We start from the raw sequence: 25982 nt of genomic DNA on the forward strand, positions 1-25982 counted from the left end.
GCGAGTCAACGGCAGGGCATCATCTGAAGGTATGAACCAGGAGACCCCCGGCACGTACGGCACGCAGCGCAAGGCCGCCGCGCGCAACCGTGTCGCGATCATCGACGCGGCTCACGAGCTGTTCGCGGAGAACCCGCTCGTGACGCTCAGCGAGGTCGCGAAGCGGGCGGGCGTCGGCCCTGGCACCCTCTACCGGCACTTCCCGACCCGCGAGGACCTGATCCTGGCGGCCTACCAGCACGACATCGAGCGCATGACCACCGACGCCGACGACGTGCTGGAACGCCACACCTCGGCCAAGGCCGCGTTCGTCGAGTGGTTCGAGACGCTCTCGTCCTACATCCGCCTCAAGCACGGCCTCGGCGACGCGCTGCACAGCGAAGCGGCCCAGGAGATGGTCCGCGCGGCCTGGGGCCCGGCCACGGAGGCGGTGACGAAGCTGGTCGACGCCTGCGTGGCCGAGGGCACGATGGCGCCGGGCCACGACCCGGCGGACATCATCATGCTGATGAGCTTCCTGTGGCGCGTCCCGAACAACGAGGCCGGTGTGGCCCAGGGGCGCCGCCTGATCGCCATCGTGTTCGCGGGCCTGGAGAACGCGCCTAGCCCCTGAACTCCGCGAGCGGGTCGGTGTGCCGCGGCGCCCACCCCAGCTCGGCCTGGGCGCGGGCCGGCGTGAACCGCTGGTCCAGCGCGAACGCGTCGGCGATCGGACCCATCTGCGCACGGGCCTCTGCCAGGGACAGCGCGACGGTCCGGCCTTCGAGGCCCGCGCCGTGGCTGATCGCGGTGGCGATGTCGAGTGCCGTCGGGTCCACCCCGCCGACACCGACGTACACCGAACCCGGCTTGGCGTCGAGCGCCTTGACGTACAGGTCCGCGAGGTCGTCGACGTGCACGAGCGACCAGTGGTTCGCGCCGTCGCCGATGTACGGGATCGCGCCGGAAGCCTTGCCGGGCCGGGTGAAGAAGACGTCGATCAGCCGGTTCTCCCTGCCGTACAACAATCCTGGCCTGATCACGACACCACCCGCGGCGAGGACCTTCAGCTCGACCTCCTCGCGCCACGCCACGAGCGCGGGCGGGTTCCACGGGGCGTCCTCGTCGGCGATGCCGTTCGTGTCGCCGTAGACCCAGGTACCGCCCGTGTGGACGTACGTGCCGTGGCCGAGCATCGCGGTCGCGGCGGCCAGGTCGGCCTCGCCGCTGTCGGCCTGCGCGAGGTGGATCACGGCGTCCGCCCGGCGCGCGGCCCCGGCCAGCACGTCGAGGTCGGCCAGTCCGCCGCGGACCGGGGTGGCGCCTGCCTCGCTCACGGCCGCGGCGGACACGTCGGTGCGGGCGAGCGCCTCGACGACGTGCCCGTGCCGGCGGAGCGCGGCGACGGTCGCCCTGCCGATGTAGCCGGAGGCCCCGGTGACGAACACCTTCATGGTGGTTCTTCCTTTCCGAAGTGGTGTTTCCAGGTTCGTTCGGATTCCGCGCGCCGTCCAAGACCTGCTGCGTCGTGGTCGATACCCGCAGGGCATGACTCGGTCCACACGGGACTGTCAGGGGCGTCGGCTAGGGTCGGATCGCATGGAGGACGGACCGCTGTTCCCGGCCGACTGGTGGCGGGTGTTGCTGGACCTAGCCATCGCCACGGCCGTCGCGACGCTCGCGTGGCAGTACCCGCTGTCCTCGCCGGGCACGATCCTGATCGGCGTCGGGATGGCGTTGGCGCTGCTGCTGCGCCGCCGCCGGCCGTTGCTGGTGATGGCCGTCGTGTACGGGCTGGCGCTGGTGCAGCTGGTGGTGGTCCGGGAGTTGCAGACGTACGACATCGCGGTGCTGTTCGCGATCGCCGCGGTCGTCACGCACGGGGCGTTGCGGCACGTCTACGCGGTGGCCGGGGCGGTCGCCGCCGGGCTGGTGCTGACCTGGTTCGTGGACACCGACATGGGCGATCCGCTCGTGTTCGGGTTCGTCGTCGCGTTGTGCGCCGTCGTGTGGTCGGTGAGCCTGGTGCTGCGGCAGCGCAAGGAGGCGGCGGAGGCGTTCGCGGAGAGAGCGGCCACGGCCGAACGGGAGCGGGACCACCTGGTCAAGCTCGCCGCCGCGGCCGAACGCGCCACCATCGCGCGTGAGCTGCACGACGTCGTGGCGCACAGTCTCGCCGTGATGGTCGTCCAGGCCGATGGGGCCACGTTCGTCGTGGAGAAGGACACGGCGCGAGCGCGCACGGCGTTGCGGACGATCGCTGACGTGGGGCGGGACGCGCTGGCGGACATGCACCGGATCGTGGCGGTGCTGCGAGGCGACTCCGAGGACGTCCCGCCTCGCCGTCCCGGACTCGATCAGCTGGAGGTGCTCGCGGACCGGGCCAGGTCGGCGGGCTTGGTGATCTCGGTGCGGGTGGCCGCCGACGGGCTCGACGCGGCCGAGGAACTCACCGTGGTCCGGTTGGTCCAGGAAGCCCTCACGAACGTATTACGGCATGCGGGGTCCGGCACGTCGGTCGAGGTCGACGTGCGGGCGGGCGACGACATCGAGGTGTCGATCACCGACGACGGTGCCGGGACGCCGGTGCCGGGATCGGGTGGTGGCAATGGACTGGTGGGCATGAGGGAACGCGTGTCGTTGCACGGCGGGCGGTTCGAGGCGGGCCCGCACGGGTCCGGCTGGCGGGTCCGCGCGGTGCTGACGAGGAGGGTGTTGCAGGCATGACGATCCGGGTCGTGCTGGTCGACGACCAGGAACTGGTCCGCGCCGGCTTCGCGATGATGGTGGAGGCGCAGGCCGACATGGAGGTCGTCGGCCAGGCGGGCGACGGGCGGCAGGCGCTCGCGCTGCTCGAGACCGTCGAGGCCGACGTCGTGGTGATGGACCTGCGGATGCCGGTCATGGACGGCGTGGAGGCCACCCGCGCGTTGCAGGCGCGGGCCGAGTTGCCGCGCGTGCTGGCGTTGACGACGTTCGACACCGACGAGGACGCGTTCGCCGCGCTGCAGGCGGGTGCCAGCGCGTTCCTGCTGAAGAACGCCCCGCCGGACGACCTGCTGGGCGCGATCCGCGTGGTGGCGGCGGGGGAGTCGGTGGTCGCGCCGAGGGTGACGCGCAGGCTGCTCGACCGGTTCGCCGGGCGACTCGTCACCGACGAACGGGCGCGGCACCGGTTCGACGCGCTCACCGACCGCGAGCAGGAGGTGCTGGGGCTGGTCGCGGAAGGGCTGTCGAACACCGAGATCGCGGCGCGGCTGTTCCTGTCCGAGTCGACGGTGAAGAGCCATTTCGGCCGGGTGCTGCTGAAACTCGGCCTGCGTGACCGGGTGCACGCGGTGGTGTTCGCGTACGAGTCGGGCCTCGTGCGTCCGCCGAACGACCGACCGGACTAGTACTCAGGTACCGGGTGGGAGGCCGTGCTTCTCCGCACCGCAGGCCGATGTGGTTCGCCTGGCGCGCCGGAATAGTTGCCGTCACCATCAGGCAACGCTTTTCGGAGGACTCTCGAATGGACGCCCGGAAGAGGACACTGCGGCTGGTCGCGTTCGCGATCGCGGCGATCGTGGTGGTGGGTGGTGTGGGCTTCGGCGTCAACTACGCCTGGCAGGCCTCACGCGGACCGACCCAAGCGTCCAAAGAGGACTGCGATCTCGCCCAGCAGCTGATCGACCGCGCCGGCGGGATGCCGTCCGGCGCGGACGAGGCGAAGAAGCTGGACGAGGAGATCCGCAAGATCCGTTACGCCCGCTTCGCGAACGACGGCATCAGCACCGAGGTCGGCAAGTACGTCTCGTGGAAGCTCGTGAAGGTCACCGGCGAGGGCACGGTGCCGACGCGCGAGAAGTACGACGAGATGGCGAGCAACGCCCAGGGGCACTGCCGCGGCGAACGCGACCTGGTCATCCCCGGATACGCCTTCTGATGAACGGGACTGACCTCGCCGTCGCGGCGGAGGACCTGGTGAAGGTGTACGGCAAGGGCACGGGTGGAGTGCGCGCGCTCGACGGCGTGAGCGTGGGCTTCGAACGCGGTCGTTTCACCGCGATCATGGGACCGTCCGGGTCGGGGAAGTCGTCGTTGCTGCACTGCCTGGCGGGGCTGGACGGCGTCACGTCCGGCCGCGTTCTGGTGGGAGGCACGGACATCACGGCGCTGTCGGATCGCGCGCTGACCGCGTTGCGGCGGGACCGGGTCGGGTTCGTGTTCCAGTCGTTCAACCTGCTGCCGCAGCTCACGGCGCGGCGCAACATCACGTTGCCGGTGGATCTCGCGGGACGCCCGGTCGACCGGCGGCGGTTCGACCAGGTCGTCGAGGTGCTGGGGCTGGGCGATCGGCTCGCGCACCGGCCCAGCGAGTTGTCGGGCGGGCAGCAACAACGGGTCGCGCTGGCCCGTGCGCTGGTGTCCCGGCCGGAGGTCGTGTTCGCGGACGAACCGACCGGGAACCTCGATTCCTCCTCTGGCGCGGAGGTGTTGCGGTTCCTGCGCACGTCCGTGCGCGAGTTCGGGCAGACGGTGGTCATGGTGACGCACGACCCGTCTGCCGCGGCCTGTGCGGACCGGGTTGTGCACGTGGTGGACGGCAGGGTCGTGCGATGACCCTGCTGAACCTGAGCGTGATCCGCACCCAGCTCAGCGGTGTCGGGCGGCGGCCCGGGCGGTTGTTGCTGACCGGGTTGTCCTTGCTCGTCGCGTGTTTCCTCGTATTTGGTGCCGTGCTGGCTCGTGACGTGGCGTTGCGGGCGGTCGCGGACTCGTTGAGCACCACGCCCGCCGCGACCGACGTGGTCGTCACCGGGTCGGGGCTGTCTCCTGAACAGCTCGCGAAGGTGCGGGCGCTGCCGGGGGTGGCCGAGGCGGTGGGCCGGGTCGAGTCGACCGTGCGGCTGCGCGGGGTCAACCGGGCCTCGCTCACCGTCATCGCGGACCCGGGAGTCGGTCCGCTGTCCCGGATCCGGCTGGTCAGCGGGTCCTATCCGGACGGTCCCGGCCAGGTGGCCGTGGATCAGCGGACGGCCGGCCGGTTCGCGGTGAGCGCGGGGTCGCGGATCGCGGTGGAGGACGGCGAGCTGCTGGTGACCGGGGTCGTGGACGGGCCGCCCGATCCCGGTGAGCGCGCCTACGCCGGTGACGCCGTCGCGGCGGCGCTGGGCGGCGGTGTCTACCCGCGGATCGACGTGCGGGCAACGGATTCGGTGGCCGCCGGGCAGGTGCTCGCGGGGATGAGCGACGCGCTCGGGCTCGAGACGGTGACCAGCGTGCGGTCCGGTGCCGCCGCCCGTGCCGCCGAGGTGCGGGACGCGTCGAGCCAGGTCGACCGGGTCTTCGAGCTGATCGCGATGTTCGTGGCGGTGTCGGTGCTCGCGGCGGCGCTGGTGGCCACGGCGACGTTCCGGATCGTGTTCACGCAACGCCTGCGGCAGTTGGCCCTGCTGCGGACGGTCGGCGCTCAGCCCGGTCAGCTGGTGCGGGCGTTGCTGGTCGAGGGCGCGGTGGTCGGGCTGGTCGCGGGGGTGGCCGGAGTGCTGGCCGCTGCGGGGGCCGCGCGGGCCGCTGTCGCGATCGCCGGGATGCCGTCGCCGGAGGTGTCGGCCGGGGCGGGGGTCGCGGTGGTGATCGGGTCGGTGCTGCTGACCGTCGGGGCCGTGACGGCGCCCGCGTTCACCGCCTCGCGCGCCGCGCCGTTGCAGGTGTTCCGCGCTTCCAGCACGGCGGCGGGGGAGAGTCGGATCAGCGCGTATCGGCTGGTCGTGGGGCTGGTGCTGGGGGTCGCGGCGGTGGGACTCGTGCTGGTGCTGCTGACCTCGGGGCCGAGCACCGACCCGGACGGCGACAACGCGCTGGTGCTGCTCGTGCTCGCGGTGATGGCGACGTTCGGTGCGCTGATCGCGTTGGGGCCCGTGGTGGTGCGGCCGGTGCTGACGGCGGTGAGCTGGCCGTTGCGGCGGTTCAGCGCGGTCGGGTCGCTCGCGGCCGGAGGTGTCGGCGGGGCGCCGCGCCGGGCCGCGGGGGTGTCGGTCGTGGTCGCTCTGGGGGTGGCGCTGATCGTGGCGACCTTCGTCGGGACCAGCGGGATGACCGCGTATCTGGACGACAAGCTGGCGTCCCGGGCGCCTGCCGACCTGGTCGTGTCCGAAGTGGACGGTGCGGCGATCGCGGCGTTGCGCTCTTCTCCCGCGTTGAAGGACGTGGTGACGTTCCGGTCGGCGTCGGTGAAGGCGGGCGACCTGGACGTGCCGGTGCTCGACTTCGGGGCTTTGGTGGCGCCAGGTGAGGTCGTGCTGGCTCGGTGGGCGGCGTCGTCGTTCGGTGTTGGAGTGGGGGAGCGGGTCACTTTGCGCGGCGCCGGGGGCGAGGTGTCGGTGACCGTGCGGGACGTGCTGGCGAACGACGGGCCGTTCTCGAGCGGCGCCGTGCTGGCGCCGGCCGACCTGGACCGGCTCGGGCCGTCCGAACCGATGGTGCTGGCCAATGCCTCGCGGTCCGGCGAGGAGGGGTTGATCGCGGCCCGCGACGCCGTCCGGCAGGTGGCGGCCGGGGCGGACGTCGGGATGCTGTCCGACCTGCGCGACCAGGCGCGGGCCCAGGTGTCGGGGCTGCTGGCCGTGGCGTTGGGACTGCTCGGGCTCACGGTGCTCATCGCCGTGGTCGGGGTGGGTACGACGACCGCCCTGTCGGTGCACGAGCGGACCGGCGAGATCGGCCTGCTGCGCGCGTTGGGGCTCGGCCGGGGTGGCGTGCGGACGATGATCGCCGCCGAGTCCGGCCTGTACGGCGCGATCGGCGCGGTGCTGGGGCTGGTGCTGGGCGTGCCGTTCGCGTGGCTCGCCGTGGATGCGCTGAACATCGGGGTGCCGCTGACGTTGCCGCTCCCGGAACTGCTGCTCGTCGCGGTAGTGCTGGTGGTGATCACCGTGGTGGCGGGGCTGTGGCCGGCTCGGCGGGCGGCGCGGGTCAGTCCGGTCGCGGCGCTGGCGGCAATCGACTGAGTTGGGATCGGCTTCAGATGTTGAGGTAATCTGGATGTTCAGAACATCTCACAGGCATCGGGAGCGGTGATGGTCCGGCTCACACGGGTCGAGCAGCAGGCACGCACGCGTGCGGCGGTCCTGGCGGCCGCGCGGGAGGAGTTCGCCGAGCACGGGTTCGGGCCGGCGCGGGTCGACCGGATCGCCGAGCGGGCGGAGCTCACCCGCGGGGCGGTGTACTCGAACTTCCCGAGCAAGCGCGCGCTGTACCTGGCCGTGCTGATCGACCTGGTCGGGAAGGGCTCCGGTGAGCCGCTCGCGACGGTGTCGCCGACGTCGCGGCTGGACGCGCTCGGGGTGTTCGCACGCGTGTGGCTGGAACGGTTGCCGCTGGTCGGCGACTCGGCGCCGGGAGGGCGGCTGCAGCTGCGGTCGCTGGACGGCGTGTTCGACGACGAGCACGGCCCGGCCGTGCTCGCGCAGGTGGCCAGGCTGGAGGCGTTGCTGCTGGCCCTCGCCCTGGAACGGGGTGCTCCGGGGCGGCGCGTCCGGCTGGCCGAGCTCGTCCTCACGATGCTGGACGGGGCGGGCCACCGGGCCGAGACGTCGCCGGGGTTCGGGGACCCGTTCGACGTGGCGCACGCGTGCAGGCACCTGGCCACGATCGACCTGGAGGACACCTGGGCGCCGCCGCACCTGCCGTACGTCGCGCCGGCCAGGACGTGCGCGGACCCCTGGACCGCGCCGTCCGGCCTCGTGGACGTGATCAGCGGCGAGTCCGTCGCCGTCACCGACGGCCTGGTCGTTGTGCTGGGCGCGGGCAGGCTCGGCGCGGCCGAGGAGGCCGTGCGCTCGGCGAAGCCCGGTGAGCAGGTCGTGGTCGCGGTCGTGACGGGCGACCCGGAGGAGACGGGCCGCCTCGTCCGGCTGCGGGTGACCGACGTCGTCGCGTGCCTGCGGCGGGTGTTCGCCGCGGAGCCGTGGCGGCACGTCCGGCTGGTGCTGGACGACGACGCCGTGATGGCGTCGGCGATCGGCCTCACGGACGTGGGCGACGAGACCGAGTCCGCGGTGAGCGTGCGCGCCGGCGTGATCGTGGGCAGGGCGCACGGCCGCGGTGCCGGCCACGCGGCGGGCGCGCGCAAGCGAGAGGCGATGCCGTGAACCTCGTGCTGCACGCCCTGCGCTGCGTGGGCAGCACCGGACCCACCCGAGTCGCCTGGTTCACGGGCCTCGACGAGTCCTCCGTGGAGTCCGAGCTGATCGACCTCGCGGTGGCCGGCCTCGTCACGCACGAACGGGGCTTCGGCGGCTGGTCGCTGACCGAGGCGGGCCGCACCGCCGACGCCACCGCCACCGCGGCCGAACTGGACCAGGCCGGCACCCGGCCGGCGCTGACGGCGGCGTTCGACGACTTCCTGGTGCTCAACCCGGAACTGCTGGACCTGTGCACGGCCTGGCAGGTCCGTCCGGGCGGCATCATCAACGACCACACCGACACGGCCTACGACACCCGCGTTCTGTCGTCGTTCGCCGACTTCCACTCCCACGCGGTCCCGGTCATCGCCGCCCTGGCCGCCGCCGTCCCGCGCTTCGCCCGCTACTCATCCCGCCTGACCACGGCCCTGCACCGAGCCCAGGCCGGCTCGCTCGGCCACCTCGCCGACACCTTGGACTCGTTCCACACCATCTGGGCCGAACTGCACGAGGACCTGCTGGCCACCCTGGGAATCGCCCGATGGTCTGGCTGACCCACCTCACCGCTACGTCCTCCGAACCCCCGGAACTGGTGGGCGGCAAAGCCCACGGCCTAGTGCTCCTGCACCGCCTGGGCCTACCGGTCCCGCCGGCCTTCGTGGTCACGACCTCGGCCTGCCGGGCGTTCCAGCACGACGGCGTCCTCCCCGACGGCCTTCTCTCCGAACTGGCGTCCGCGGTGGAAGCGCTGGCCACGCCACTGGTGTCCGTGCGCTCGGGCGCGGCCGTGTCGATGCCCGGAATGATGGACACGATCCTCAACGTGCGCGCCAACGCCGTGGCCGAAGCCGTGCAGCAAGTGTTCAAGTCCTGGCGCACCCCGCGCGCCCGCACCTACCGCACCCTGAACGACATCCCGCACGACCTGGGCACGGCCGTGATCGTGCAACAGATGGTGTTCGGCGACCGCGACGACCACAGCGGCTCCGGCGTGGCCTTCAGCCGGGACCCCACCACGGGCTCGAAGACCCCGTTCGGCGAAGTCCTCTTCGGGCACCAGGGCCCGGACGTGGTGTCCGGCACCAACCTGACCTACCCCCTGGCCGCCCTGGCCGACCGCGAACCCGCTGTCTGGCAACAACTCCAGGCCGCGCTGGCCATCGTCGAAGCCCACTACCGCGACGCCTGCTACGTCGAGTTCACCTACGAGTCCGGCACGTTGTGGCTGCTCCAGGTGCGCCCGGGCCGCTTCTCCGGTGCCGCGGCCGTCCGGCTGGCCGTCGACTTGGCGAACGCGGCCGTGCTCACTCGCGAAGAGGCTTTGCTGAGGGTGTCGCCACACCACCTGAAGCACGTCCGCACACCGCGCATCGCCACGGACGTCCTTGACGTGGCGGCGCGAGGGTTGGGCGTGTGCCCCGGCGTGGCAACGGGCCGGATCGCGCTGACGGCGAACGCGGCCGTGCGCATGGCCGCAGACGGACCGGTCGTCCTGGTGCGCCCGGAGACGTCGCCGGACGACATCCGGGGGCTGGCCGCCGCCACCGGAATCGTGACGGCGAGGGGAGGCCCGGCCAGCCACGCGGCCGTGGTGGCCAGATCGATGGGCAAGCCAGGGGTGGTGGGGGTGGCCGCGCTGGAGGTGGGCGAGGACACCGTGACGCTGGGAGGGCGCACGCTCGGGGAGGGCACGGTGGTCAGCATCGACGGGACCAGCGGCGAGGTCGTGGTGGGCGAGGCTCCGGTGGTGACGGGCGAGGCGGACGAACACCTGACGCGGCTGCTGGAGTGGGCGGACGCGGTGGTGGAGGCCTCGGCGGTGGGGGCCGCGGTGGAGAAGGAGTCGGCCGGAGACCCGGTGGCGGGGGATGCGGTGGTGGGGGATGCGGTGGTGGGGGACGCGGTGGCCGGAGGCCTGGTGGTGGGGGACGCGGTGCCTGGAAACCCGGTGGTGGAGGACGCGGCGGCCGGAGACCCGGTGGCGGGGGACGCGGCGGCCGGAGACCCGGTGGCGGGGGACGCGGCGGCCGAAGACCTGGTGGTGGGGGACGCGGTGGTGGGGGACGCGGTGATTGGAAGCGAGATGTCGGCGGACCGGTCGGGCCTGCGCGAGGTCGAGCGACTCAGCGCGGCTCAGGCGGTGCTTCGGCAGACGTGACAGCCGCCGCGCGGCGCGGCGGATCGGCGGCCTGGGGTCGCGCACGCCTTCCCCCGTGGCCGCATTGCGGCCGCGCGGCGCTCCCGCTGCGTCCGCATCGCAGCGACGGGCAGCGCTCCTGCTTCGGGTCGCGTGGCAGCGACGGACACCACTCCTGCTGCGTCCCCGTGGCAGCGACAGACAGCGCTCCCGGTCCTGGCCGCGCGGGCGCGTTTCGGGTGTTCAGGGGCGTGGGCCTGGGCCGAAGCCCGTCCACCTCAGGTCCTCCGGCAGGTGGCTCATGTCGTTGTACAGCAGCAAGGCCGGCGGCGTGCCCTCGCGGAACTGGAGTGCCGTCAGCGCCGCGTTCCCGCAGCTCATCGCCAGCCAGCGGTCCGCCGGCGCGCCCAGGGCGTGCCGAACCAGCCATGCCACCTGGTAGGCGTGCGTCACCAGCACCTCGTGCGTCTCAGCGGCGGCCGGCCGGGCGAACCGGGCCGTCAGCGAGTCGGCCAGACGCTCGCTGGCCTCGGCCTCGTCGGCCGAGTAGCCGTCGAAGAAGCCCGCCCAGGCCGGGGTGGGGACGTCGGCACGTGTGGGACGTGGTCGATCAGTTCTGGTGCCTCCGCCACGGGTACGCCTGGCAGGTGGGCGGCCAGGAGGGTGGCGGTGCGGGTTGCCCTGGGCAGGGGTGAGTGCCACACGGCGGTGATCGGGGAGCGGGACAGGCGTTCGCCCAGGAACGCGGTTTGGCGTTCGCCGACTGCTGTCAGGTTGCCGAACGCGTCCGCGGCGCCGTGGCGGACCACGTAGAGGTGTCGTGTTGGCATCATCGGGATGTTATCAACATCTGAACACGTTTGGGGTAGCGGTGTTCTTGGTGCGGACGAGTGAACTGCCGGCCACTCGTCATGCAGCGGAGGTCGGGTCGTTTGACCATGTCTGAGTAGTTGTAGCAACACAGAAAACGTGCGGGGGCACATTCCAGTCGGGGCCGACTGTGAGTAGGAGGCGGGGAGTCGATGCACCGGCTCGACGACGTGCAGGCCAGGGAGTTGACGCTGGCCGCCGTGGGTGCGGTCAACCGGCGTGACCACGAGTGGTCCGTCGAGGCCGCGCGGTGCCTGGCGGGTGATGAGCGGACACGGGTGGTCGCGATCGACACGTGTGCCGCGGTGTTGTTGCGGGGTGTGCCGCGTGGGGCGCTTTTGCCGAACGCGCGCATTCCGGTGTTCGTGCCTGGTGAGGACGTGCGGGCGACAGAGGTCGCGTCCGACGTGTTGAGCGGTCTGGCGTCCGGTGATGACCAACGGGTCGCGTTGGTGCTGGCGAGGTTGACGGAGGAACAGCAGTTCGTGGCGGTGCTGGTGTTGGTGCGAGCGGCGGCGGCGTGGATCGACGCCTACATGGGCATCGACGGCGACACGGTGGACGCCTACTACGCGATCTCCAAGGCGGAGATCACCTGACCGGAGTGCCGCCGTTGTGCAGGCGGGCCGGAGCGCCCATACGGTCGTGGTGACCGACTGAAGGTCATGCGCCCGCATAACGGAGGAACGCTGTGATCGTCGTGGTGGGAGCCGGACTGGCCGGCCTGAGCGCCGCGCTGGACCTGACCGCCGCCGGCCGCGAGGTCGTCGTGGTCGAGGCCGGTGACGAGGTCGGCGGCCGGGTGCGGACCGACGTCGAGGACGGAGTCAGGTTCGACCGGGGCTTCCAGATCATGTTGCCCGCCTACCCGGAGCTCCAGCGGCTGAACCTGGATCCGTTGCCGCTGCGGCACTTCCGGCCGGGCGTGTTCGTGCACGACGACGGCAGGCACGACCTGCTCGCCGATCCGCGCAGCGGGCCGTCGGCGTGGGACGGGTTCCTGCGCCAGCACGTGCTGAGCGCGCGGGACGTGGCCGCCATCGCCCGGTTCTCCGGGCCTTACGCGTTCGGTCCGGCACGGCCACTGCTCGCCGCGCCGGACCGACCGACCCGGGACGCCCTGCGCGCGCTCGGGTTGTCGGACCGCGCGGTCGAGGCGGTGTTCGGGCCGTTCCTGGCGGGCGTGTTCCTCGAACGGGAGCTCACCACGTCGTCGAGGTTCTTCCACCTGGTGTGGCGCAGCTTCGCCCGTGGCGGTGCCGCCGTGCCCGCGCTCGGCATGGGCGAACTGCCGAAGGCGATGGCGGAACGGCTGCCCGCCGGCACCGTCCGGCTCGGCACGGCGGTGCGGGCGGTGAGCGACACCTCCGTGGAACTCGAGGAGGGCGGCCGGATCGCCGCCGACGCGGTGGTGGTCGCGACGGACGGCACGACCGCCGCCCGCCTGCTGCCCGGCCTCGTCGAACCGCGCTGGAACGGCGTCACCACCTGGTACTTCCGGCCGCCGAGGTCGCCGTTGCGCGACGGCTGCCTGGTCGTCGACGCCGGGGGCGGCCCGGTTGTGAACACCGCCGTGATGTCCGAGGTGTCGCGGCCGTACTCGCCGCACGCCCCGCTCGTGCAGGCCTCGGTGCTCGGCGAGGCCGACGAGCTGTCGGTCCGCAGGCACCTGCAACGCCTGTACGGCACGGACACCGGCAGGTGGGAGGTGTTGCGGCGCTACGAGATCCCGCGCGCGCTGCCGAGGATGAACGCGCCGCACCGGCTCAAGCAGTCGGTCCGGGCGGGCGAACGCCGGTACGTGTGCGGCGACCACCGCGACACCAGCTCGATCCAGGGCGCGCTGCACTCCGGACGACGGGCGGCGCACGCCGTGCTGGCCGACCTGAACGGTGCCCGATGACGCTGTTGCTGTTCGGAGACCAGCTCGGACCGCACTTCCTCACCGGCCACGACGAGATCGTGTTGATCGAGTCCGCCGCGGCCCTGCGCCGCAGGCCGTACCACCGGCAGAAGCTGCACCTCGTGCTGTCCGGCATGCGCCACCTCGCGGCCGAGCACCCGGACCGCGTCACCCTCGTGCGCGCGAACACCTACGGCGAGGCGATCCGCAAACTGCGAGGGCCGGTGTCCGCCTACCAACCGGGTTCCAGGGCCGCGGTGCGGATGCTGACCGAGCTGGGCGTGAAAGTCCTGCCCACCAACGCGTTCGCGCTGTCGCGGGACGAGTTCACGGCGTGGGCGGGCACGCGCGAGAAGTTCCTGATGGAGGACTTCTACCACTACCAACGCGCCCGGTTCGACGTGCTGATGGAGGGCAGCGACCCGGTCGGCGGCCGGTGGAACTTCGACGCCGAGAACCGCGAGCCGGCGCCGAAGCGCACCCATCTCGGCGTGCCGGCGCCGTGGTGGCCGGAAGAGGACGACATCGACGCCGAGGTGCGGGCCGACCTCGACGCGATGGACCTGCCCGCCGTCGGCAGGGACGGCCCGCGCCGGTTCGCCATCACGCGCACGGAGGCGTTGCAGGCCTTGGAGGTCTTCGTCCGCGACCGGCTGCCGCACTTCGGCCCACACGAGGACGCCGTGCTGACCAGGGACTGGACGATGGCGCACTCGCTGCTGTCCGTCCCGCTCAACCACGGCCTGCTGCACCCGCTGGAGGTCGTCTACGCGGCGGAGGACGCCTACCGCAACGGCGACGCGCCGCTGCAGAGCGTCGAGGGGTTCGTCCGGCAGGTGCTCGGCTGGCGCGAGTACGTCTGGCAGCTGTACTGGCACCTCGGCCAGGACTACCGCGACCGCAACGGTTTCCGCGCCACCACCGCGCTGCCGGACTGGTGGGCGGAGCTGCGGCCCGCCCACGTCCGGGCCGCGTGCCTGCGGACCGCGCTGGAAGGCGTCCGCGACCACGGCTGGGTGCACCACATCCAACGGCTGATGGTGCTCGGAAACCACGCCCTGCAAAGAGGATACGACCCGGCGGCGCTCAACGACTGGTTCGTCACGTCCTTCGTGGACGGCTTCCCGTGGGTGATGCCGGTGAACGTCATCGGCATGAGCCAGCACGCGGACGGCGGCGTGATCGCCACCAAGCCGTACCTCAGCGGCGGTGCCTACCTCAACCGCATGACCGACCACTGCAAGACCTGCTGGTTCGACCCCAAGAAGCGCACCGGCGAACGCGCGTGCCTGTTCACCGCGGGCTACTGGGCGTGGCTCGACCAGCACGAGAAGCAGGTCAGCGGCAACCACCGGATGATCCGCGCGGTGCAGGGACTGCGGCGCATCGACGATCTGAACCAGGTGCGGCAGCAGGAACGGGAGCGCGAGGTCTTCTAGCGCACGCGACCGAGCACGAGCCGGATCGCCTCGGTCAGCGTCGCCGGCCGGTGCACGGACGCCGGCAGCGGCACGTCGTCCCACCCCGACCCGGCGACCGCGACCAGGGCGTCCGACCGCGCGCCGAGCACGTCGAGGGGCACCTGCGCCGCGAGGTCGGGCCGGTGCGCCCAGACCAGGATCACGCTGGGCCGCAACCGTTCCGCCGCGTCGCACAACGCCGGGGCGGGCACCCGCGCGCCGAGGTTGCCCCACGTGCAGCCCTCTTCGGACAACGCCGCGCCGAGCGCCTCCAGCGGCAGCCAGTGCTGCTCGTCCGGCGCGCAGGACAACAACGCCGCGAGCACACCGGGTTCGCTGACGCGCGGAATGCCGCGCAACGCGTGCAGCACGCTCGCGCTGGCCAGGTGCTCGATCTCCACGCCCTCCCCGGTGTGTTCGACGAGCTCGCCGAGCGCCACCATCGCGGGCACGAACACCGACTCCCACGCCGACACGACGCCGTGTCCACTGAGGAGTGCCGACGCGAGCCCGGACATCGCCGGCTCGTCCAGCCTCTTCGCCGCGTCGAGGAAGTCGTGTTGTGCCATCAGGGCTTCCGCGGCGTCGATCGGCGCGCGGGGACCGGCTGACGGAGCCACCGGCCGCTGCCGCGCGAGGACGGCGGCAGCCGACGCGGCCACCCCCTGCGACGTCAGCACGACCATCCGGCGCAGCACGTCCACATCGGCGTCCTCGTATCGCCGATGTCCGCCGTCGGTGCGCACGGAGGGGCCCAGGCCGTAGCGCTGGTCCCACGTTCTCAGCGTGGTGGGAGCGATGCCGAGCATGCCGGCCACCGCGCGCGGCGTGTACGTCACGTCCTGCGCGCGCGTTCCGCGAGCATCGCCCTCAACTCACTCTCCCCGAGTCCACCCCAGATGCCGAAGGTCTCGTGCACCTCCAGCGCGTGCGAGCGACATTTTTCCATGACCGGGCAGCGTTGGCAGACGGCCTTGGCCGCCGCCTCGCGCCGGTCGCGGGACGCGCCGCGTTCGTTGGGCGTGTGGAAGAAGTAGGTGCTGTCCATGCCCCGGCAGAGGCCGGCGAGCTGCCAGTCCCACGACTCCGCGACCGGTCGAGGCAGACGGGACAGTTCGGGCATGGCGCACGTCCTCAGGTGGATCGACCTCGATGGTGGGGCACCATCCTAAAATCGACTCAAAATCGACGCAACTCGCCGTCACTCGGTCGTGAAGGGTCTGGACGGAGTAGTGAGGAGTGGCGTTCGGAGGCAGAAGTGGCCACGGGCCGGATCGTCCCGGCCCCTCGCTCTCACCTCCGAACGGCGGTCGGTGAGAGCGCTTTCTTCACTAGGGTGAGCCGCACGGAGAACTCCGAGGGGGCGTTGTGCGGTCGGTGAAGCGGGTTCTGGCGGGGTGCGTCGCGGTGCTGATGCTCACCGGAGGTGTGGCGCACGCCGAACCGGCGCGGGCCATCGCGTGGGCGGCCTGCCCGGACGATCCGGAAGGCGAGTGCGGGACGCTCAGCGTGCCACTCGACTGGGCGAAGCCGCGGGGCGAGCGGATCGACCTCGCGATCGCCCGGCACCAGGCCACCGACCCCGCGCGACGGCTGGGCGTGCTGGTGGTCGACCCCGGAGGGCCCGGTGGTTCGGCGGCGGAGTTCGCGTTGTCCGGGCTGTTCAGCGCGGAGGTGCGGGCGAGGTTCGACATCGTCGGCATCGACCAGCGCGGCACCGGCGGCAGCCTGGCGATCCGGTGCGCCGACCTGCTGCCGGGCGGCCCGTCGATCCACCCCGGGGACGAGGCCGGGTTCAAGGCCTTGCTGAAGCACAACCGGGACGTGCTGGCGAAGTGCCGCGACCGCAGCGGGCCGGTGTTCGACCACGCCGACGGGGCGACGGTCGCGCAGGACATGGACGCGGCGCGCCGGGCACTGGGCGAGCGGAAGATCAGCTACTTCGGGTTGTCCTACGGCACGGTGTTCGGGCAGGCGTACGCGGAGAGGTTCGGGCGGAACCTCCGGGCGATGGTGCTCGACAGCGTGGTCGACCACAGCGCTGACCTGCTGCGGTTCGTCGGGGACCGGGCGGCGGCCTCGGACGACGCGTTCCGCGAGTTCGAGAAGTGGTGCGGGAGCAGCACCGACTGCTCGGTGCACGGCCAGGACGTGCGCCAGGCGTGGGAGGCGGCGCTGGTCCGCGCCGACGCCGGACCGGGCGGCCGGCAGGAGTTGCTGGACAACATGTACTTCGCGCTGCGCGGACCGGACTGGCTCTACGCCGCAGACCTCATCGCCGGTACGCCGTCGTTCCGCAGTCAGGCCTTCGAACCGAACTACGGGTCGGTACGCCTGGCGACCGTGTGCCAGGACTTCTCGTTGCGCCTCGACACCTATCGCGAGTACCAGCGGATGCGGGCCGACGAACTGCGCCGCTCACCGATCCTGCGCGGTAGCTTCCTCGGCCACGACGAGGCGACCGCGTGCGCCGGCATCGCCGGGCGGCCCGCCAACTCGCCGCACCGCCTCGACATCGGGGACGCGCCGAAGATCATGGTGATCAACTCGAAGTACGACCCGACCACCCCGCACGCGTGGGCGGTCAACATCAAGAAGCAGGCGCCGCGCAACACGGCGTTGCTCACCTACGAGGGCTGGGGCCACATCGCCTACCCGCGCAGCGCCTGCACCAGGTCCAACGTCGACAACTACCTGCTCGGCCTCACGACCCCGGCCGTCAGCTGCCCTGCCGCGCTTCAGCGATGAAAGCCCGGTACCAGTGGTAGCTCGCACGCGGGGTGCGTTGCAGCGTCTGGTAGTCGACGTGCACCAGGCCGAACCGGTGCTTGTAGCCGTGCGCCCACTCGAAGTTGTCGAGCAGTGACCAGCAGAAGTAGCCGCGCAGGTCGACACCCGCAGCCTGCGCGGCCGCGATGTGGTCGCCGAGGTACGCGATCCGTTCGGTGTCCTCGAAGTCGGCGTTGTCCGGGTAGACGCAGCCGTTCTCGGTGACGTAGACCGGCGGCAGGCCGGGATGACGGGCCTTGAGGTCGGCCAGCGCGAACGTCATGCCCTCGGGTTCGACGGGCCAGCCCATGCCCGTGCGCGGGACGTCCGGCAACCGGCTCGTGTCGACGCCGATGTCGTGGGCCGTGCGCTTGGCCGGGTCGGGCTCGCGGTGCGGGGCGTCGGCGACGTGCAACCGGTAGTAGTAGTTGAGACCGACGTAGTCCAACGGCTGGCCGATCACGTCCAGGTCGCCGTCGTGGCGGAACGAGAAGTCGCTGAGGTCGCCGAACATCGACGCCATCTCGTCCGGGTACGCGCCGCCGAACAGCGGATCGGTGAACTGCCGCCGCAACAGGACGTCCTGCCGGGTCGCGGCGGCGGCGTCGGCGGGGGAGTCGGTGACCGGCACGGTGGGGGACTGGTTCAGCACGATGCCGAACTCGCCGGGGTCACCGCCGTTGGCGCGCATCGCCTGCACCGCCAGGCCGTGGCCGAGCAGCAGGTGGTGCGCGGCCGCCAGCGAGCCGTGGCCTTCCCGGGCACCGGGCGCGTGCCGGCCCTCGCCGTAGCCGACGACCGCCGAGCAGTAGGGCTCGTTCAACGTCGTCCACTTGCGGACCACGTCACCGAGCTCGTCGTGCACGAGGGCGGCGTAGTCGGCGAACCAGCCGGCGGTGGCCCGGTTCCGCCAGCCGCCCTCGTCCTCCAGCGCCTGCGGCAGGTCCCAGTGGTACAGGGTGAGGAACGGCTCGATCCCGTTGTCCAGCAACGCCTCCACGAGCCGCCGGTAGAAGTCGAGACCGCGTTGCTCGACGCGGCCCCTGCCCTCCGGCTGGATCCGCGACCACGACACCGAGAACCGGTACGCGTCCACGCCCAGGTCGACGAGCAGCCGCACGTCCTCGGCCCAGCGGTGGTAGTGGTCCGCCGCCACGTCCCCGGTGTCGCCGGACGCCACCGCCCCCGGCACGAGCGCGAAGGTGTCCCAGATGGACGGACCGCGGCCGTCGGTCCGCGCCGCGCCCTCGATCTGGAACGCCGAGGTCGCCACACCCCAGCGGAAAGCCGGATTGCTCACAACAGTCTCCAAGGAGGTCAGCCCTTCACGGCGCCCGACATGATGCCGCCGACGATCTGGCGGCCGAACAACAGGAACACGGCCAGCACGGGCACCGTGCCGATCGTGGCGGCGGTCAGCACCAGCGTGTAGTCGGTGGTGTAGCCGCTGGCCAAAGTGGACAGAGCGGTCTGCACGGTCGGGTTCTCCGGCGTGAGCACGACCAGCGGCCAGAAGAAGTCGTTCCAGGCCTGCATGAACGTGAACAGCCCGAGCACCGCGGCCGCCGGACGGGCCGCGGGCAGCGCCACGTGCCAGAACAGCCGCAACGAGTGGCAGCCGTCCATCCGGCCCGCCTCCAGCAGCTCGTCCGGGATCGCCCGCTCGAAGTACTGCCGCATGAAGAACACGCCGAACGCGGTCACGAGCCCGGGCACGATCACCGCGTGGATCTCACCGGCCCAGCCGAACTCGGCCATCATCATGTAGAGCGGAATGATGCCCAGCTCGGTCGGGATCGCCTGGGTGCCGATGATCAGCAGCAGCAACACGTTGCGGCCGCGGAACTTCAGCTTGGCGAACGCGAACCCGGCCAGCGTCGAGAACAGCACGACCGAGATCGTCACCGTGCCCGCCACCACGATCGAGTTCAGCAACGCCAGCCCGAAGTCCGTGGTGTCGAAGACGCGGGCGATGTTCGCGAAGAGGTGGCCGCCCGGCACGAGGACGGGCGGCACGCTGTCGATCGCGTCCGGTGTCTGCGAGGACACCACGAACGACCAGTACACGGGGAAGGCCGACCCGGCCAGCACGGCGATCAGGGCGGCGTACGTCCACGGCCCCGCCACCCGCCGGGCCAGCCTGCGCGCCCTCGTGGCAGGGCCGGTGGGCCGCGCCGGCGCCGGGCGTTCCAGCACTGCGGTCATCGGGTCACTCCGTCCGGATCCGTTTGGTCACCAGGTAGCCGATCCCGGCGACGATCACCGTGGCGACGGCCAGCACGACCGCGATGGACGAGCTGTAGCCGAAGTCGTACTTCGTGAACCCCTGCTCGTAGAGGTACAGCGCGGCGGTCTGGAACTGCCGGTCGGACCCACCCGTCGCGGCCGCCGCGCCGGGGTTGAACAGCAGCGGCTCGGCGAGCAGGCGCATGTTGCCGGTGGTCGCGATGATCGTCGTGAAGATGATCTGCGGCCGCAGCAGCGGAACCGTGATGCGCCAGAACTGCTGCCGGCCGCTCGCACCGTCCAGAGTGGCCGCCTCGTACAGCGACGGCGAGATCGCCTGCATCGACGCCAGGAAGATCAACGCGTGGTAGCCCGTCCAGCGCCATACCACCATCACGGCGATCGCGACGTGCGACGACGCCGTGCCGGCCTGCCAGTCGATCTGCCCGGCGCCGAACAGCCCGAGCATCCAGTTGACCAGGCCGAAGTCACGGCCGAACAGCTGCGCGAAGATGATCGTCACCGCCGCCACCGAGGTGATGTTCGGCAGGATCACGCCCATCCGGAACAACGTGCGGGTGCGGACCTTGCGGTTGAGCAGCTGCGCGATGAACAGCGCGAACAGGATCTGCGGCACCGTGGTGAGCAGCCACAGGCTGAGCGTGTTGCCCATGGCGTTCCAGAAGTACGGGTCCGCCATCAGCTTGGCGTAGTTGTCGAACCAGACCAGCTTCGCCGCGGCCTCGTCGAGGAGGTTGCGCTCCTGCAACGAGACCCAGATCGTGTAGAGCAGGGGGAACAGCCCGAAGACACCGAAGATCAGGAAGTACGGCGCCACGTACCCGTACGGCGCGAACTTCGTGTCCCAGCGGTGCCTCCGGGTCGTCTTGTCGATCACTGCCATGTCAGCGGGTCACTTCTGGACGTCGCCGACGAACTGGCGCCACGAGTCCTCGCCGTTCTGCTTGCCCTGCTCGACGCGCTGCATCGCGTTGCCGATCGCGGTCTGGATGTCGCCCGCCTTCGGGCCCTGGTACTGCGGGTTCAGCTTCTTCGCCGCGTCGGTGAACAGCTTGCCGATCGGGGCGTCGTTGAAGTACGGGTTCTTGTAGTCCACGATGGACGGATCGTCGTAGAGCTTCGGGATCGACGGCAGCAGCCCGGCGCTCTTGAACACCTTGGCCTGCTGCTCGGGCGCGGTGAGCCACGCCGCCAGCTCCACGGCCTTGTCGACGTTCTTGCCGGACTTGGGCACCGTGAGGTACGAGCCGCCCCAGTTGCCGCCACCGCCGGGCACCGACGTGACGTCCCACTTGCCTGCGGCCTCCGGACCGGCCTGGTCCTTGATCTTGGCCATCTGCCACGCCGGGCACGTCACGGTCGCGAACTGGCCCTGCTTGAACCCGGTGTTCCAGACGGGTGTCGAGTACAGCAGCTTGGAGGACAGCCCGGCGTTCACGCCGTCGACGACGAGGTTCCAGCCGTCCTTGATCTCCTTGTTCTCGCCGACGACGATCTTGTCGGACTTGTCGTAGTAGCCCACGCCCGCCTGTCCGACGATCGCGTTGAGGACGGTCGGGCCGCCGTCGAACCACTTGACGCCCTCGGGCGCCTTCTCCTGGAACTTCTTGCCCGCGTTCATGAACTCCTGCCAGGTCGGCCAGAGCGCGGCGACCTGGTCGCGGTCGGCGGGCAGGCCGGCGTTCTGCAGCAGGTCGCGGCGGTAGCAGATGGCGAGGCCACCGACGTCGGTGCCGTAGCCGATCTGCTTGCCGTCCTTGCTGAGCGAGCCCTCCCACTTCCACGGCAGCCAGCGGTCCTTGAGCTGGTCACCGCCCTTGGTGTTGAGGTCGACGAACTTGTCCGGCGTGGCCTTGAACTGGTTGATGTAGCCGGTGTCCACGGCCTCGATGTCGGCCGCGCCGCTGCTGGTGGCGAGGTGTGCGGCGAGGTTCTTGTGGTGGTCGGAGTAGGAGGCCGTCCGGTCGCTGATCTCCACGTCGGGGTGCGCGGCGGCGTACTCCTTGAGCAGCTCGGCGTACCCGAAGTTGCCGAACAACCCGATGGTCAGCTTCGTCTTGCCGTCGGACGCGGTGCCGCTGCCGCAACCGGCGAGCACCACGGCGGTCGCGAGCGCGACACAGCCGAGTGCGAGTGCTTTGGGGCGCATTTTCCAGGCCTCCGTTGGTTTCTGGGCGCGCTGAAGAAGGAGAAGAAGTGGTTCTCCGGGAAGATGTGTGGCGCCTATGACAGCGGTGTTGCGCGGCGCCCGTCAAGTAACGAACTGATAAACAGATCAACAGCGACAGGCGTTTGACTAGCAGAAGTGCTGCTCGTAGGGTCTATGTAACCGCTTACGATTCAGGTGGGAGGCCGGATGGCGACCGGGCGAGAGATCGCCCAGCTCTGCGGCGTGTCCGTGGCGACGGTGTCGCGCGTCTTCAACCAGCCGGAAACGGTGAACGAGGAGACGCGTGCACGGGTGCTGCGGGTCGCGGACGAGCTGGACTACCGGCCCAACGAGTCGGCACGGGCGTTGTCGACCAGGCAGTCCACGATGATCGGGCTGGTGTGGGACACCGACCACCGCCGACCGGACTGGCGGCACCCGTACCTCCAGGACCTGTTGATAGGCCTCAAATCCGCGTTGTCCGCACACGGCTACCACCTGCTGATGCTCGCCACGAGCGGTGACGCGCGCGAGGTCGGCGCGTCGCTGGCGGACCCGGTCGGGTACGTGAACATGACCCGGCGCCACCACCTCGGCGGGCTGGTGCTGATCGACAGCGGGTCGGACGCCGCCGCGTTCGAGGCCTTCGCGCAGTCCGGAGTTCCTTGCGTGGCACTGGACGTGGCCGTGAACGGGCCGCGGGCCACCTCCGTCACGTCGGACAACGTCGGCGGAGCGCACGAGGCCGTCCGGCACCTCGTGGGGCTCGGCCACACGCGGATCGCGACGATCACCGGGCCGCGCGGCAACCAGCCGTCGGACGCCCGCGTCTCCGGCTACCGCACGGCGTTGCTCGACGCCGGGATCCCGTCGCGGGACGAGTACGTGGTGGCCGGGGACTTCTACCGGGCGAGCGGAACCGCCGCCGTGCGCCGGCTGCTGGCCCTCGACGAACCACCCACGGCGGTGTTCGCGGCCAGCGACGAGATGGCGGTGGGCGCGGTGCTCGGAGCCCGTGCCGCCGGCCTGCGCGTGCCGGACGACCTGGCGCTGGTCGGGTTCGACGACATCGAGATCGCGGCCGTGGTCGATCCCGCGCTGACGACGGTGGCGCAGGACAAGCCGGGGTTCGGCGTGGCGGCCGCGAAGGCGATCATGGCGATGATCACCGAGGGCGAGCGGGCCGAGCCGGTGGTGCTGCCGACGCGGCTGGTCGTCCGGGACTCGTGCGGCGCCTCTCGTCCGTGACCAGCGCCTAGTCCCTTGTGGACGCCGCCGCGATGAGTGCGATCAGCTGCCGCCGGAAGTGGTCGTAGTCGTCCACGGCGCCGAGCAGCGTGTCGGACTCGCGCTCCTCGCGGCGTGCCGCGGCCAGCGCCTTGCGGCCGGCCGGGGTGATCTTCACCGACGTCCGCCTGCGGTCCTGGGTGTCCTGGCTGCGCACGACGTGGCCGCCGCGGTCGAGGTGCTCGATCGTGCGGCTCATGGTCTGGTCGGTGACCTTGCACAGCACGGCGAGCTCGCGCTGTGAGCGCGGGCCGTCGGCGAGGTGGTGCAGCGTGATCATCCCGGCGTGGGTGAGGCCGCGGCTCGCCAGGAAGTCCTCGAAGCGCTTCTCCACGACGCGGGCCGCGACCGACAGGAGCCTGCCCGTGGGCCAGGAGGCGACGTCCGCGCCCACCTGGTCAGGGCGGTCCTGCACCGCCAGTTCGTCTCCTTCGGCCACGGCCCCATCATCGCAGAGCCACCCGATCACCCCACGTCGGTCCCGATCGGCATGCCGGTCACGGGCGTGTCGCCGGACAGCGCCGCCGCGATTGCCGAGGCCGCCGGGGGATAGGCGAGCTCGCCCAGACCGCCGAGCGGGGCGTCCGAGGGCACGATCACGACGTCGATGTCCGGGCTTTGGGTGATCCGCGCCCACTTGAAGTCGCCGAACGAGGACTCCACGACGTGCCCGTCGCGGACCGTGATCTGCGCACCGAGCACTGTGGACAGTGCGTCGGACACACAGCCCTCGACCTGTGCGCGGACGCCGGACGGGTGCAGCGCCACGCCCACGTCGACCGCCGCGTGCACCCGCAGGACCCGGCGTGTGGAGGGTTCGGCGACGGCGATCACCGCGATCGCCGACCCGTACTCCTCCAGGCACGCGACGCCCCTGGTCGTGCCCGGCGCCGGCGGCGTGGACCAGCGGGCCCGGTCGGCGGCGACGGTGAGCACCTTCTGCAGCCGCGAGTTCGCGGGCAGCAGGGTGCGGCGCAGCGCGACCTGGTCGAACCCGCCGCGCCGGCCGATCTCGCTGAGGAAGTTCTCCTCCGCGTAGGCGAATTGTCCGGAGTAGACCGAACGCCAGAAGCCGGTGCGCAGCGGCGCCGGGCGGACGGCGACCGTCACCTCGCCGGGGACGGCGTACGGGAAGTGGTCGCCGCTCGCCTTGATCAACGCGGGGTTGTTGAAGATCGGCAGGACGGTCAACGGCCAGGTGACGACCTCGTGCGCACGCCGGACGGGCATGCCGTCCGGACCGAGCTCCGCGGTCAGCCGGTGCACGGACATCGGCCGGTACGAGTCGTTGCGCATGTCGTCGGCCCTGGTCCAGAGCACCTGGACCGGCGCGCCGACCCGTCGCGAACAGGCCACTGCCTCCTGGACCGGGTCGGTCTCGATGCGCCGCCCGAACGCTCCGCCGGACGCGACCGCCTCGACCCGGACGCTCGCGGCCGGCAGTCCCAGCTGGGTGGCCACCAGGGTCTGGATCCGGCCGGGGTCCTGGGTCGGCACCCAGATGGTGACGCCATCTGAACGCACGTCCGCCGTGGCGTTCATCGGCTCCATCGGCGCGTGCGCGAGCAACGGCATCTCGAACGTCCGCTGCAGGCCGGTGATCGGGCTCTGCGCAGGCAACGCGGCGTGCAAGTCGGCCAGCCACGCCCGGCTGTCGGCGGCGGGCGTGCCACCGCGCCACGTGATCCGCAACGAGTCGCGGGCCTTCAACGCCTGGTAGGTCGACCTCGCCACGACGGCCACGCCACCCTGGCCCTCGGCGGGAGCGGCGAGCGTGAGCACGTCCACCACCCCGGGCAGGGCACGGGTCGCGGTGTCGTCGATCGTGTCCGGGACGGCGCCGATCCACGGCGGCCGCGCGACCACGGCCACCAGGCCGTCGGGCGGGCGCGAGTCGATGCCGTACCTGACCCGGCCCGTCGAGATGGTGCGGGCATCCACGCGGCCGGCGCGGGTCTTGCCCAGCAGGCGCCACCGGTCCTGCGGCGTGAGCGTCACCGGCACGGTGGCCGGGTCGAGCGCGGCCGCCCCGCGGACCAGCGCCCGGTACGGCAGCCTGCCCCGGCGCGGGTGGCACACGGCGCCGTCCTTCGCGGTGCACTCCTCGACCGGCACCTTCCAGCGCTGGGCCGCGGCGGCGACCAGCAGACACCGGGCGGTCGCGGCGGCCGTGCGGATCGGCGTGCTGAGCTGCCGCACCGACGTCGAGTTCGACACCGCCTGCGAGCCGAACTTCGCCGGGTCGCCGGGCGCCTGCTCCAGCGCGACGTCGCCGACCTCGACCGCGAGCTCCTCGGCGACCATCAGCGCGACGACCGTCCGCACGCCCTGACCGCTGTCCGGGCGCGGCACCGTCGCGGTGATCCGGCCCGCGTCGTCCAGCCGCACGAAGACGTTCGGCACGAGCCCTCCGGCCGCCAGCGCGGGCACCGGCACCGCCACCGTCAGCGCGCCGACCCCCGCGCCGCGCAACAACGTCCTCCGGCTGATCATCGCTCCTCCCGCATCATCCGGGCGGCCCGGCGCACGGCGGCGCGGATGCGCGGATAGGTGCCGCAGCGGCACACGTTGTCGCGCAACGCCTCCTCGATCGCCGCGTCGTCGGGGTCGGGATCGCGGGCCAGCAACGCGGCCGCCGCCATCATCTGCCCCGGCTGGCAGTACCCGCACTGGGCCACGTCCAGCTCGCGCCACGCCCGTTGCACGGGGTGGTCGCCGTTGCGCGAGAGACCCTCGATCGTGGTGATCCTCGACCGCGTGCTGTCGGCCGCCGTCCGGACGCACGGACGTGCCGCCTGACCGTCCACATGGGACGTGCACGCGCCGCACAGACCGACCCCGCACCCGTACTTGACGCCCGTGAGCCCCAGCTCGTCGCGCAGCACCCAGAGCAGGGGAGTGTCCGCCTCGACGTCGACCTCGTGCCGTTCACCGTTGACGCGCAACAGATATCGGGCCACCGCACTGCCTCCAGATTTGCTCAGGGTGCTGAACGTAGCACGCGCGGTGTGCA

Annotated in this window: 26 protein-coding genes; 14 read left to right on the forward strand and 12 right to left on the reverse strand. The window is 71.6% G+C overall.

Translation table 11 applies throughout. From position 1 onward, the window contains the following. The first annotated feature begins 31 nt into the window (after positions 1-31). Entirely contained in the window at positions 32-613 is a 582-nt protein-coding gene (locus ACFWNN_RS08685) for a TetR/AcrR family transcriptional regulator (protein WP_382439273.1), read from the forward strand. On the opposite strand, the gene ACFWNN_RS08690 is transcribed toward ACFWNN_RS08685, so the two are convergent. Further along, positions 603-1433: an NAD-dependent epimerase/dehydratase family protein gene (locus ACFWNN_RS08690; RefSeq protein WP_382439274.1), complete on the reverse strand. Its 831-nt coding sequence runs from the start codon at positions 1431-1433 to the stop codon at positions 603-605. The genes ACFWNN_RS08685 and ACFWNN_RS08690 overlap by 11 nt on opposite strands. Before the next feature lie 145 nt (positions 1434-1578). Here ACFWNN_RS08690 and ACFWNN_RS08695 point away from each other — a divergent pair, with 145 nt between their 5' ends. The 8 genes from ACFWNN_RS08695 to ACFWNN_RS08730 all read left to right on the forward strand — a co-directional run bounded on the left by ACFWNN_RS08695 (position 1579) and on the right by ACFWNN_RS08730 (position 10305). Then, complete coding sequence (locus ACFWNN_RS08695; RefSeq protein ID WP_382439275.1) at positions 1579-2706, forward strand: sensor histidine kinase; 1128 nt, start codon at positions 1579-1581, stop codon at positions 2704-2706. After that, positions 2703-3374, forward strand: coding sequence for a response regulator (locus ACFWNN_RS08700; protein WP_382439276.1), 672 nt, complete (start codon positions 2703-2705; stop codon positions 3372-3374). Before ACFWNN_RS08695 ends, ACFWNN_RS08700 begins: the two co-directional genes overlap by 4 nt. A gap of 116 nt (positions 3375-3490) precedes the next feature. Beyond that, positions 3491-3904 (forward strand): hypothetical protein, encoded by a 414-nt coding sequence (locus ACFWNN_RS08705; RefSeq protein WP_382439277.1) that lies wholly within the window; start codon positions 3491-3493, stop codon positions 3902-3904. Continuing rightward, positions 3904-4581, forward strand: a complete 678-nt coding sequence (locus ACFWNN_RS08710; protein ID WP_382439278.1) for an ABC transporter ATP-binding protein — start codon at positions 3904-3906, stop codon at positions 4579-4581. The genes ACFWNN_RS08705 and ACFWNN_RS08710 overlap by 1 nt, the downstream gene beginning before the upstream one ends. After that, positions 4578-6971 carry an FtsX-like permease family protein gene (locus ACFWNN_RS08715; RefSeq protein WP_382439279.1) on the forward strand — a complete coding sequence of 798 codons (2394 nt, stop codon included), beginning with the start codon at positions 4578-4580 and terminating at the stop codon, positions 6969-6971. The genes ACFWNN_RS08710 and ACFWNN_RS08715 overlap by 4 nt, the downstream gene beginning before the upstream one ends. 69 nt (positions 6972-7040) lie before the next feature. Continuing rightward, positions 7041-8114 carry a TetR/AcrR family transcriptional regulator gene (locus ACFWNN_RS08720; protein ID WP_382439280.1) on the forward strand — a complete coding sequence of 358 codons (1074 nt, stop codon included), beginning with the start codon at positions 7041-7043 and terminating at the stop codon, positions 8112-8114. Next, the gene (locus ACFWNN_RS08725; RefSeq protein WP_382439281.1) at positions 8111-8701 is read left to right on the forward strand and encodes a transcriptional regulator; all 591 of its coding nucleotides are present in this window, start codon (positions 8111-8113) and stop codon (positions 8699-8701) included. The genes ACFWNN_RS08720 and ACFWNN_RS08725 overlap by 4 nt, the downstream gene beginning before the upstream one ends. Beyond that, complete coding sequence (locus ACFWNN_RS08730; protein WP_382439282.1) at positions 8689-10305, forward strand: PEP/pyruvate-binding domain-containing protein; 1617 nt, start codon at positions 8689-8691, stop codon at positions 10303-10305. Before ACFWNN_RS08725 ends, ACFWNN_RS08730 begins: the two co-directional genes overlap by 13 nt. Positions 10306-10527: 222 nt before the next feature. Here the strand turns inward: ACFWNN_RS08730 and ACFWNN_RS08735 are convergent, their stop codons facing one another. Then, positions 10528-10800 carry a histidine phosphatase family protein gene (locus tag ACFWNN_RS08735; RefSeq protein ID WP_382439492.1) on the reverse strand — a complete coding sequence of 91 codons (273 nt, stop codon included), beginning with the start codon at positions 10798-10800 and terminating at the stop codon, positions 10528-10530. Further along, the gene (locus tag ACFWNN_RS08740; protein WP_382439493.1) at positions 10785-11267 is read right to left on the reverse strand and encodes a histidine phosphatase family protein; all 483 of its coding nucleotides are present in this window, start codon (positions 11265-11267) and stop codon (positions 10785-10787) included. Before ACFWNN_RS08740 ends, ACFWNN_RS08735 begins: the two co-directional genes overlap by 16 nt. A gap of 39 nt (positions 11268-11306) precedes the next feature. Between ACFWNN_RS08740 and ACFWNN_RS08745 the strand changes: the two genes are divergently transcribed. From ACFWNN_RS08745 to ACFWNN_RS08755, 3 genes are all read left to right on the forward strand, one after another. After that, the gene (locus tag ACFWNN_RS08745; protein WP_382439283.1) at positions 11307-11753 is read left to right on the forward strand and encodes a hypothetical protein; all 447 of its coding nucleotides are present in this window, start codon (positions 11307-11309) and stop codon (positions 11751-11753) included. Between the two features lie 92 nt (positions 11754-11845). Continuing rightward, complete coding sequence (locus ACFWNN_RS08750; protein WP_382439284.1) at positions 11846-13057, forward strand: NAD(P)/FAD-dependent oxidoreductase; 1212 nt, start codon at positions 11846-11848, stop codon at positions 13055-13057. Next, a complete protein-coding gene (locus tag ACFWNN_RS08755; protein ID WP_382439285.1) occupies positions 13054-14496 on the forward strand; it encodes a cryptochrome/photolyase family protein in 1443 nt (480 codons plus the stop codon). Before ACFWNN_RS08750 ends, ACFWNN_RS08755 begins: the two co-directional genes overlap by 4 nt. Here ACFWNN_RS08755 and ACFWNN_RS08760 read toward each other — a convergent pair. Both ACFWNN_RS08760 and ACFWNN_RS08765 read right to left on the reverse strand, forming a co-directional pair. Next, the gene (locus tag ACFWNN_RS08760) at positions 14493-15356 is read right to left on the reverse strand and encodes a MerR family transcriptional regulator (protein WP_382439286.1); all 864 of its coding nucleotides are present in this window, start codon (positions 15354-15356) and stop codon (positions 14493-14495) included. The genes ACFWNN_RS08755 and ACFWNN_RS08760 overlap by 4 nt on opposite strands. Beyond that, a complete protein-coding gene (locus ACFWNN_RS08765) occupies positions 15353-15640 on the reverse strand; it encodes a WhiB family transcriptional regulator (protein ID WP_382439287.1) in 288 nt (95 codons plus the stop codon). The genes ACFWNN_RS08760 and ACFWNN_RS08765 overlap by 4 nt, the downstream gene beginning before the upstream one ends. Before the next feature lie 254 nt (positions 15641-15894). Here ACFWNN_RS08765 and ACFWNN_RS08770 point away from each other — a divergent pair, with 254 nt between their 5' ends. Further along, positions 15895-17265, forward strand: a complete 1371-nt coding sequence (locus ACFWNN_RS08770) for an alpha/beta fold hydrolase (protein ID WP_382439288.1) — start codon at positions 15895-15897, stop codon at positions 17263-17265. Here the strand turns inward: ACFWNN_RS08770 and ACFWNN_RS08775 are convergent. From ACFWNN_RS08775 to ACFWNN_RS08790, 4 genes are read right to left on the reverse strand one after another with little or no spacing between them, the layout of a single operon-like run. Next, positions 17237-18586: a GH1 family beta-glucosidase gene (locus ACFWNN_RS08775; RefSeq protein ID WP_382439289.1), complete on the reverse strand. Its 1350-nt coding sequence runs from the start codon at positions 18584-18586 to the stop codon at positions 17237-17239. The genes ACFWNN_RS08770 and ACFWNN_RS08775 overlap by 29 nt on opposite strands. A 17-nt stretch (positions 18587-18603) precedes the next feature. Continuing rightward, positions 18604-19491, reverse strand: a complete 888-nt coding sequence (locus ACFWNN_RS08780) for a carbohydrate ABC transporter permease (RefSeq protein ID WP_382439290.1) — start codon at positions 19489-19491, stop codon at positions 18604-18606. A gap of 4 nt (positions 19492-19495) precedes the next feature. After that, positions 19496-20416: a carbohydrate ABC transporter permease gene (locus tag ACFWNN_RS08785; RefSeq protein WP_382439291.1), complete on the reverse strand. Its 921-nt coding sequence runs from the start codon at positions 20414-20416 to the stop codon at positions 19496-19498. A 9-nt stretch (positions 20417-20425) separates the two neighbouring features. Next, positions 20426-21682 (reverse strand): extracellular solute-binding protein, encoded by a 1257-nt coding sequence (locus ACFWNN_RS08790; RefSeq protein ID WP_382439292.1) that lies wholly within the window; start codon positions 21680-21682, stop codon positions 20426-20428. Between the two features lie 207 nt (positions 21683-21889). Here ACFWNN_RS08790 and ACFWNN_RS08795 point away from each other — a divergent pair, with 207 nt between their 5' ends. Beyond that, positions 21890-22930 carry a LacI family DNA-binding transcriptional regulator gene (locus ACFWNN_RS08795; protein WP_382439293.1) on the forward strand — a complete coding sequence of 347 codons (1041 nt, stop codon included), beginning with the start codon at positions 21890-21892 and terminating at the stop codon, positions 22928-22930. 7 nt (positions 22931-22937) lie between these two features. Here the strand turns inward: ACFWNN_RS08795 and ACFWNN_RS08800 are convergent, their stop codons facing one another. From ACFWNN_RS08800 to ACFWNN_RS08810, 3 genes are read right to left on the reverse strand one after another with little or no spacing between them, the layout of a single operon-like run. Then, positions 22938-23408, reverse strand: coding sequence for a MarR family winged helix-turn-helix transcriptional regulator (locus tag ACFWNN_RS08800; protein ID WP_382439294.1), 471 nt, complete (start codon positions 23406-23408; stop codon positions 22938-22940). A gap of 26 nt (positions 23409-23434) precedes the next feature. Further along, positions 23435-25462: a molybdopterin cofactor-binding domain-containing protein gene (locus ACFWNN_RS08805; protein ID WP_382439295.1), complete on the reverse strand. Its 2028-nt coding sequence runs from the start codon at positions 25460-25462 to the stop codon at positions 23435-23437. After that, entirely contained in the window at positions 25459-25929 is a 471-nt protein-coding gene (locus ACFWNN_RS08810; protein ID WP_382439296.1) for a (2Fe-2S)-binding protein, read from the reverse strand. The genes ACFWNN_RS08805 and ACFWNN_RS08810 overlap by 4 nt, the downstream gene beginning before the upstream one ends. Positions 25930-25982: the final 53 nt, after the last annotated feature.

It is taken from the genome of Lentzea sp. NPDC058450 (assembly GCF_042721395.1).
In the GTDB taxonomy this organism is placed as follows: Bacteria; Actinomycetota; Actinomycetes; order Mycobacteriales; family Pseudonocardiaceae; genus Lentzea.

Bases quoted from the DNA above. Each gene is read 5' to 3' on its own strand.
- ACFWNN_RS08685 (WP_382439273.1), top strand. From the start codon at position 32: ATGAACCAGGAGACCCCCGGCACGTACGGCACGCAGCGCAAGGCCGCC.
- ACFWNN_RS08690 (WP_382439274.1), bottom strand. From the start codon at position 1,433: ATGAAGGTGTTCGTCACCGGGGCCTCCGGCTACATCGGCAGGGCGACC.
- ACFWNN_RS08695 (WP_382439275.1), top strand. From the start codon at position 1,579: ATGGAGGACGGACCGCTGTTCCCGGCCGACTGGTGGCGGGTGTTGCTG.
- ACFWNN_RS08700 (WP_382439276.1), top strand. From the start codon at position 2,703: ATGACGATCCGGGTCGTGCTGGTCGACGACCAGGAACTGGTCCGCGCC.
- ACFWNN_RS08705 (WP_382439277.1), top strand. From the start codon at position 3,491: ATGGACGCCCGGAAGAGGACACTGCGGCTGGTCGCGTTCGCGATCGCG.
- ACFWNN_RS08710 (WP_382439278.1), top strand. From the start codon at position 3,904: ATGAACGGGACTGACCTCGCCGTCGCGGCGGAGGACCTGGTGAAGGTG.
- ACFWNN_RS08715 (WP_382439279.1), top strand. From the start codon at position 4,578: ATGACCCTGCTGAACCTGAGCGTGATCCGCACCCAGCTCAGCGGTGTC.
- ACFWNN_RS08720 (WP_382439280.1), top strand. From the start codon at position 7,041: ATGGTCCGGCTCACACGGGTCGAGCAGCAGGCACGCACGCGTGCGGCG.
- ACFWNN_RS08730 (WP_382439282.1), top strand. From the start codon at position 8,689: ATGGTCTGGCTGACCCACCTCACCGCTACGTCCTCCGAACCCCCGGAA.
- ACFWNN_RS08740 (WP_382439493.1), bottom strand. From the start codon at position 11,267: ATGTGCCCCCGCACGTTTTCTGTGTTGCTACAACTACTCAGACATGGT.
- ACFWNN_RS08745 (WP_382439283.1), top strand. From the start codon at position 11,307: ATGCACCGGCTCGACGACGTGCAGGCCAGGGAGTTGACGCTGGCCGCC.
- ACFWNN_RS08755 (WP_382439285.1), top strand. From the start codon at position 13,054: ATGACGCTGTTGCTGTTCGGAGACCAGCTCGGACCGCACTTCCTCACC.
- ACFWNN_RS08765 (WP_382439287.1), bottom strand. From the start codon at position 15,640: ATGCCCGAACTGTCCCGTCTGCCTCGACCGGTCGCGGAGTCGTGGGAC.
- ACFWNN_RS08780 (WP_382439290.1), bottom strand. From the start codon at position 19,491: ATGACCGCAGTGCTGGAACGCCCGGCGCCGGCGCGGCCCACCGGCCCT.
- ACFWNN_RS08785 (WP_382439291.1), bottom strand. From the start codon at position 20,416: ATGGCAGTGATCGACAAGACGACCCGGAGGCACCGCTGGGACACGAAG.
- ACFWNN_RS08790 (WP_382439292.1), bottom strand. From the start codon at position 21,682: ATGCGCCCCAAAGCACTCGCACTCGGCTGTGTCGCGCTCGCGACCGCC.
- ACFWNN_RS08795 (WP_382439293.1), top strand. From the start codon at position 21,890: ATGGCGACCGGGCGAGAGATCGCCCAGCTCTGCGGCGTGTCCGTGGCG.
- ACFWNN_RS08805 (WP_382439295.1), bottom strand. From the start codon at position 25,462: ATGATCAGCCGGAGGACGTTGTTGCGCGGCGCGGGGGTCGGCGCGCTG.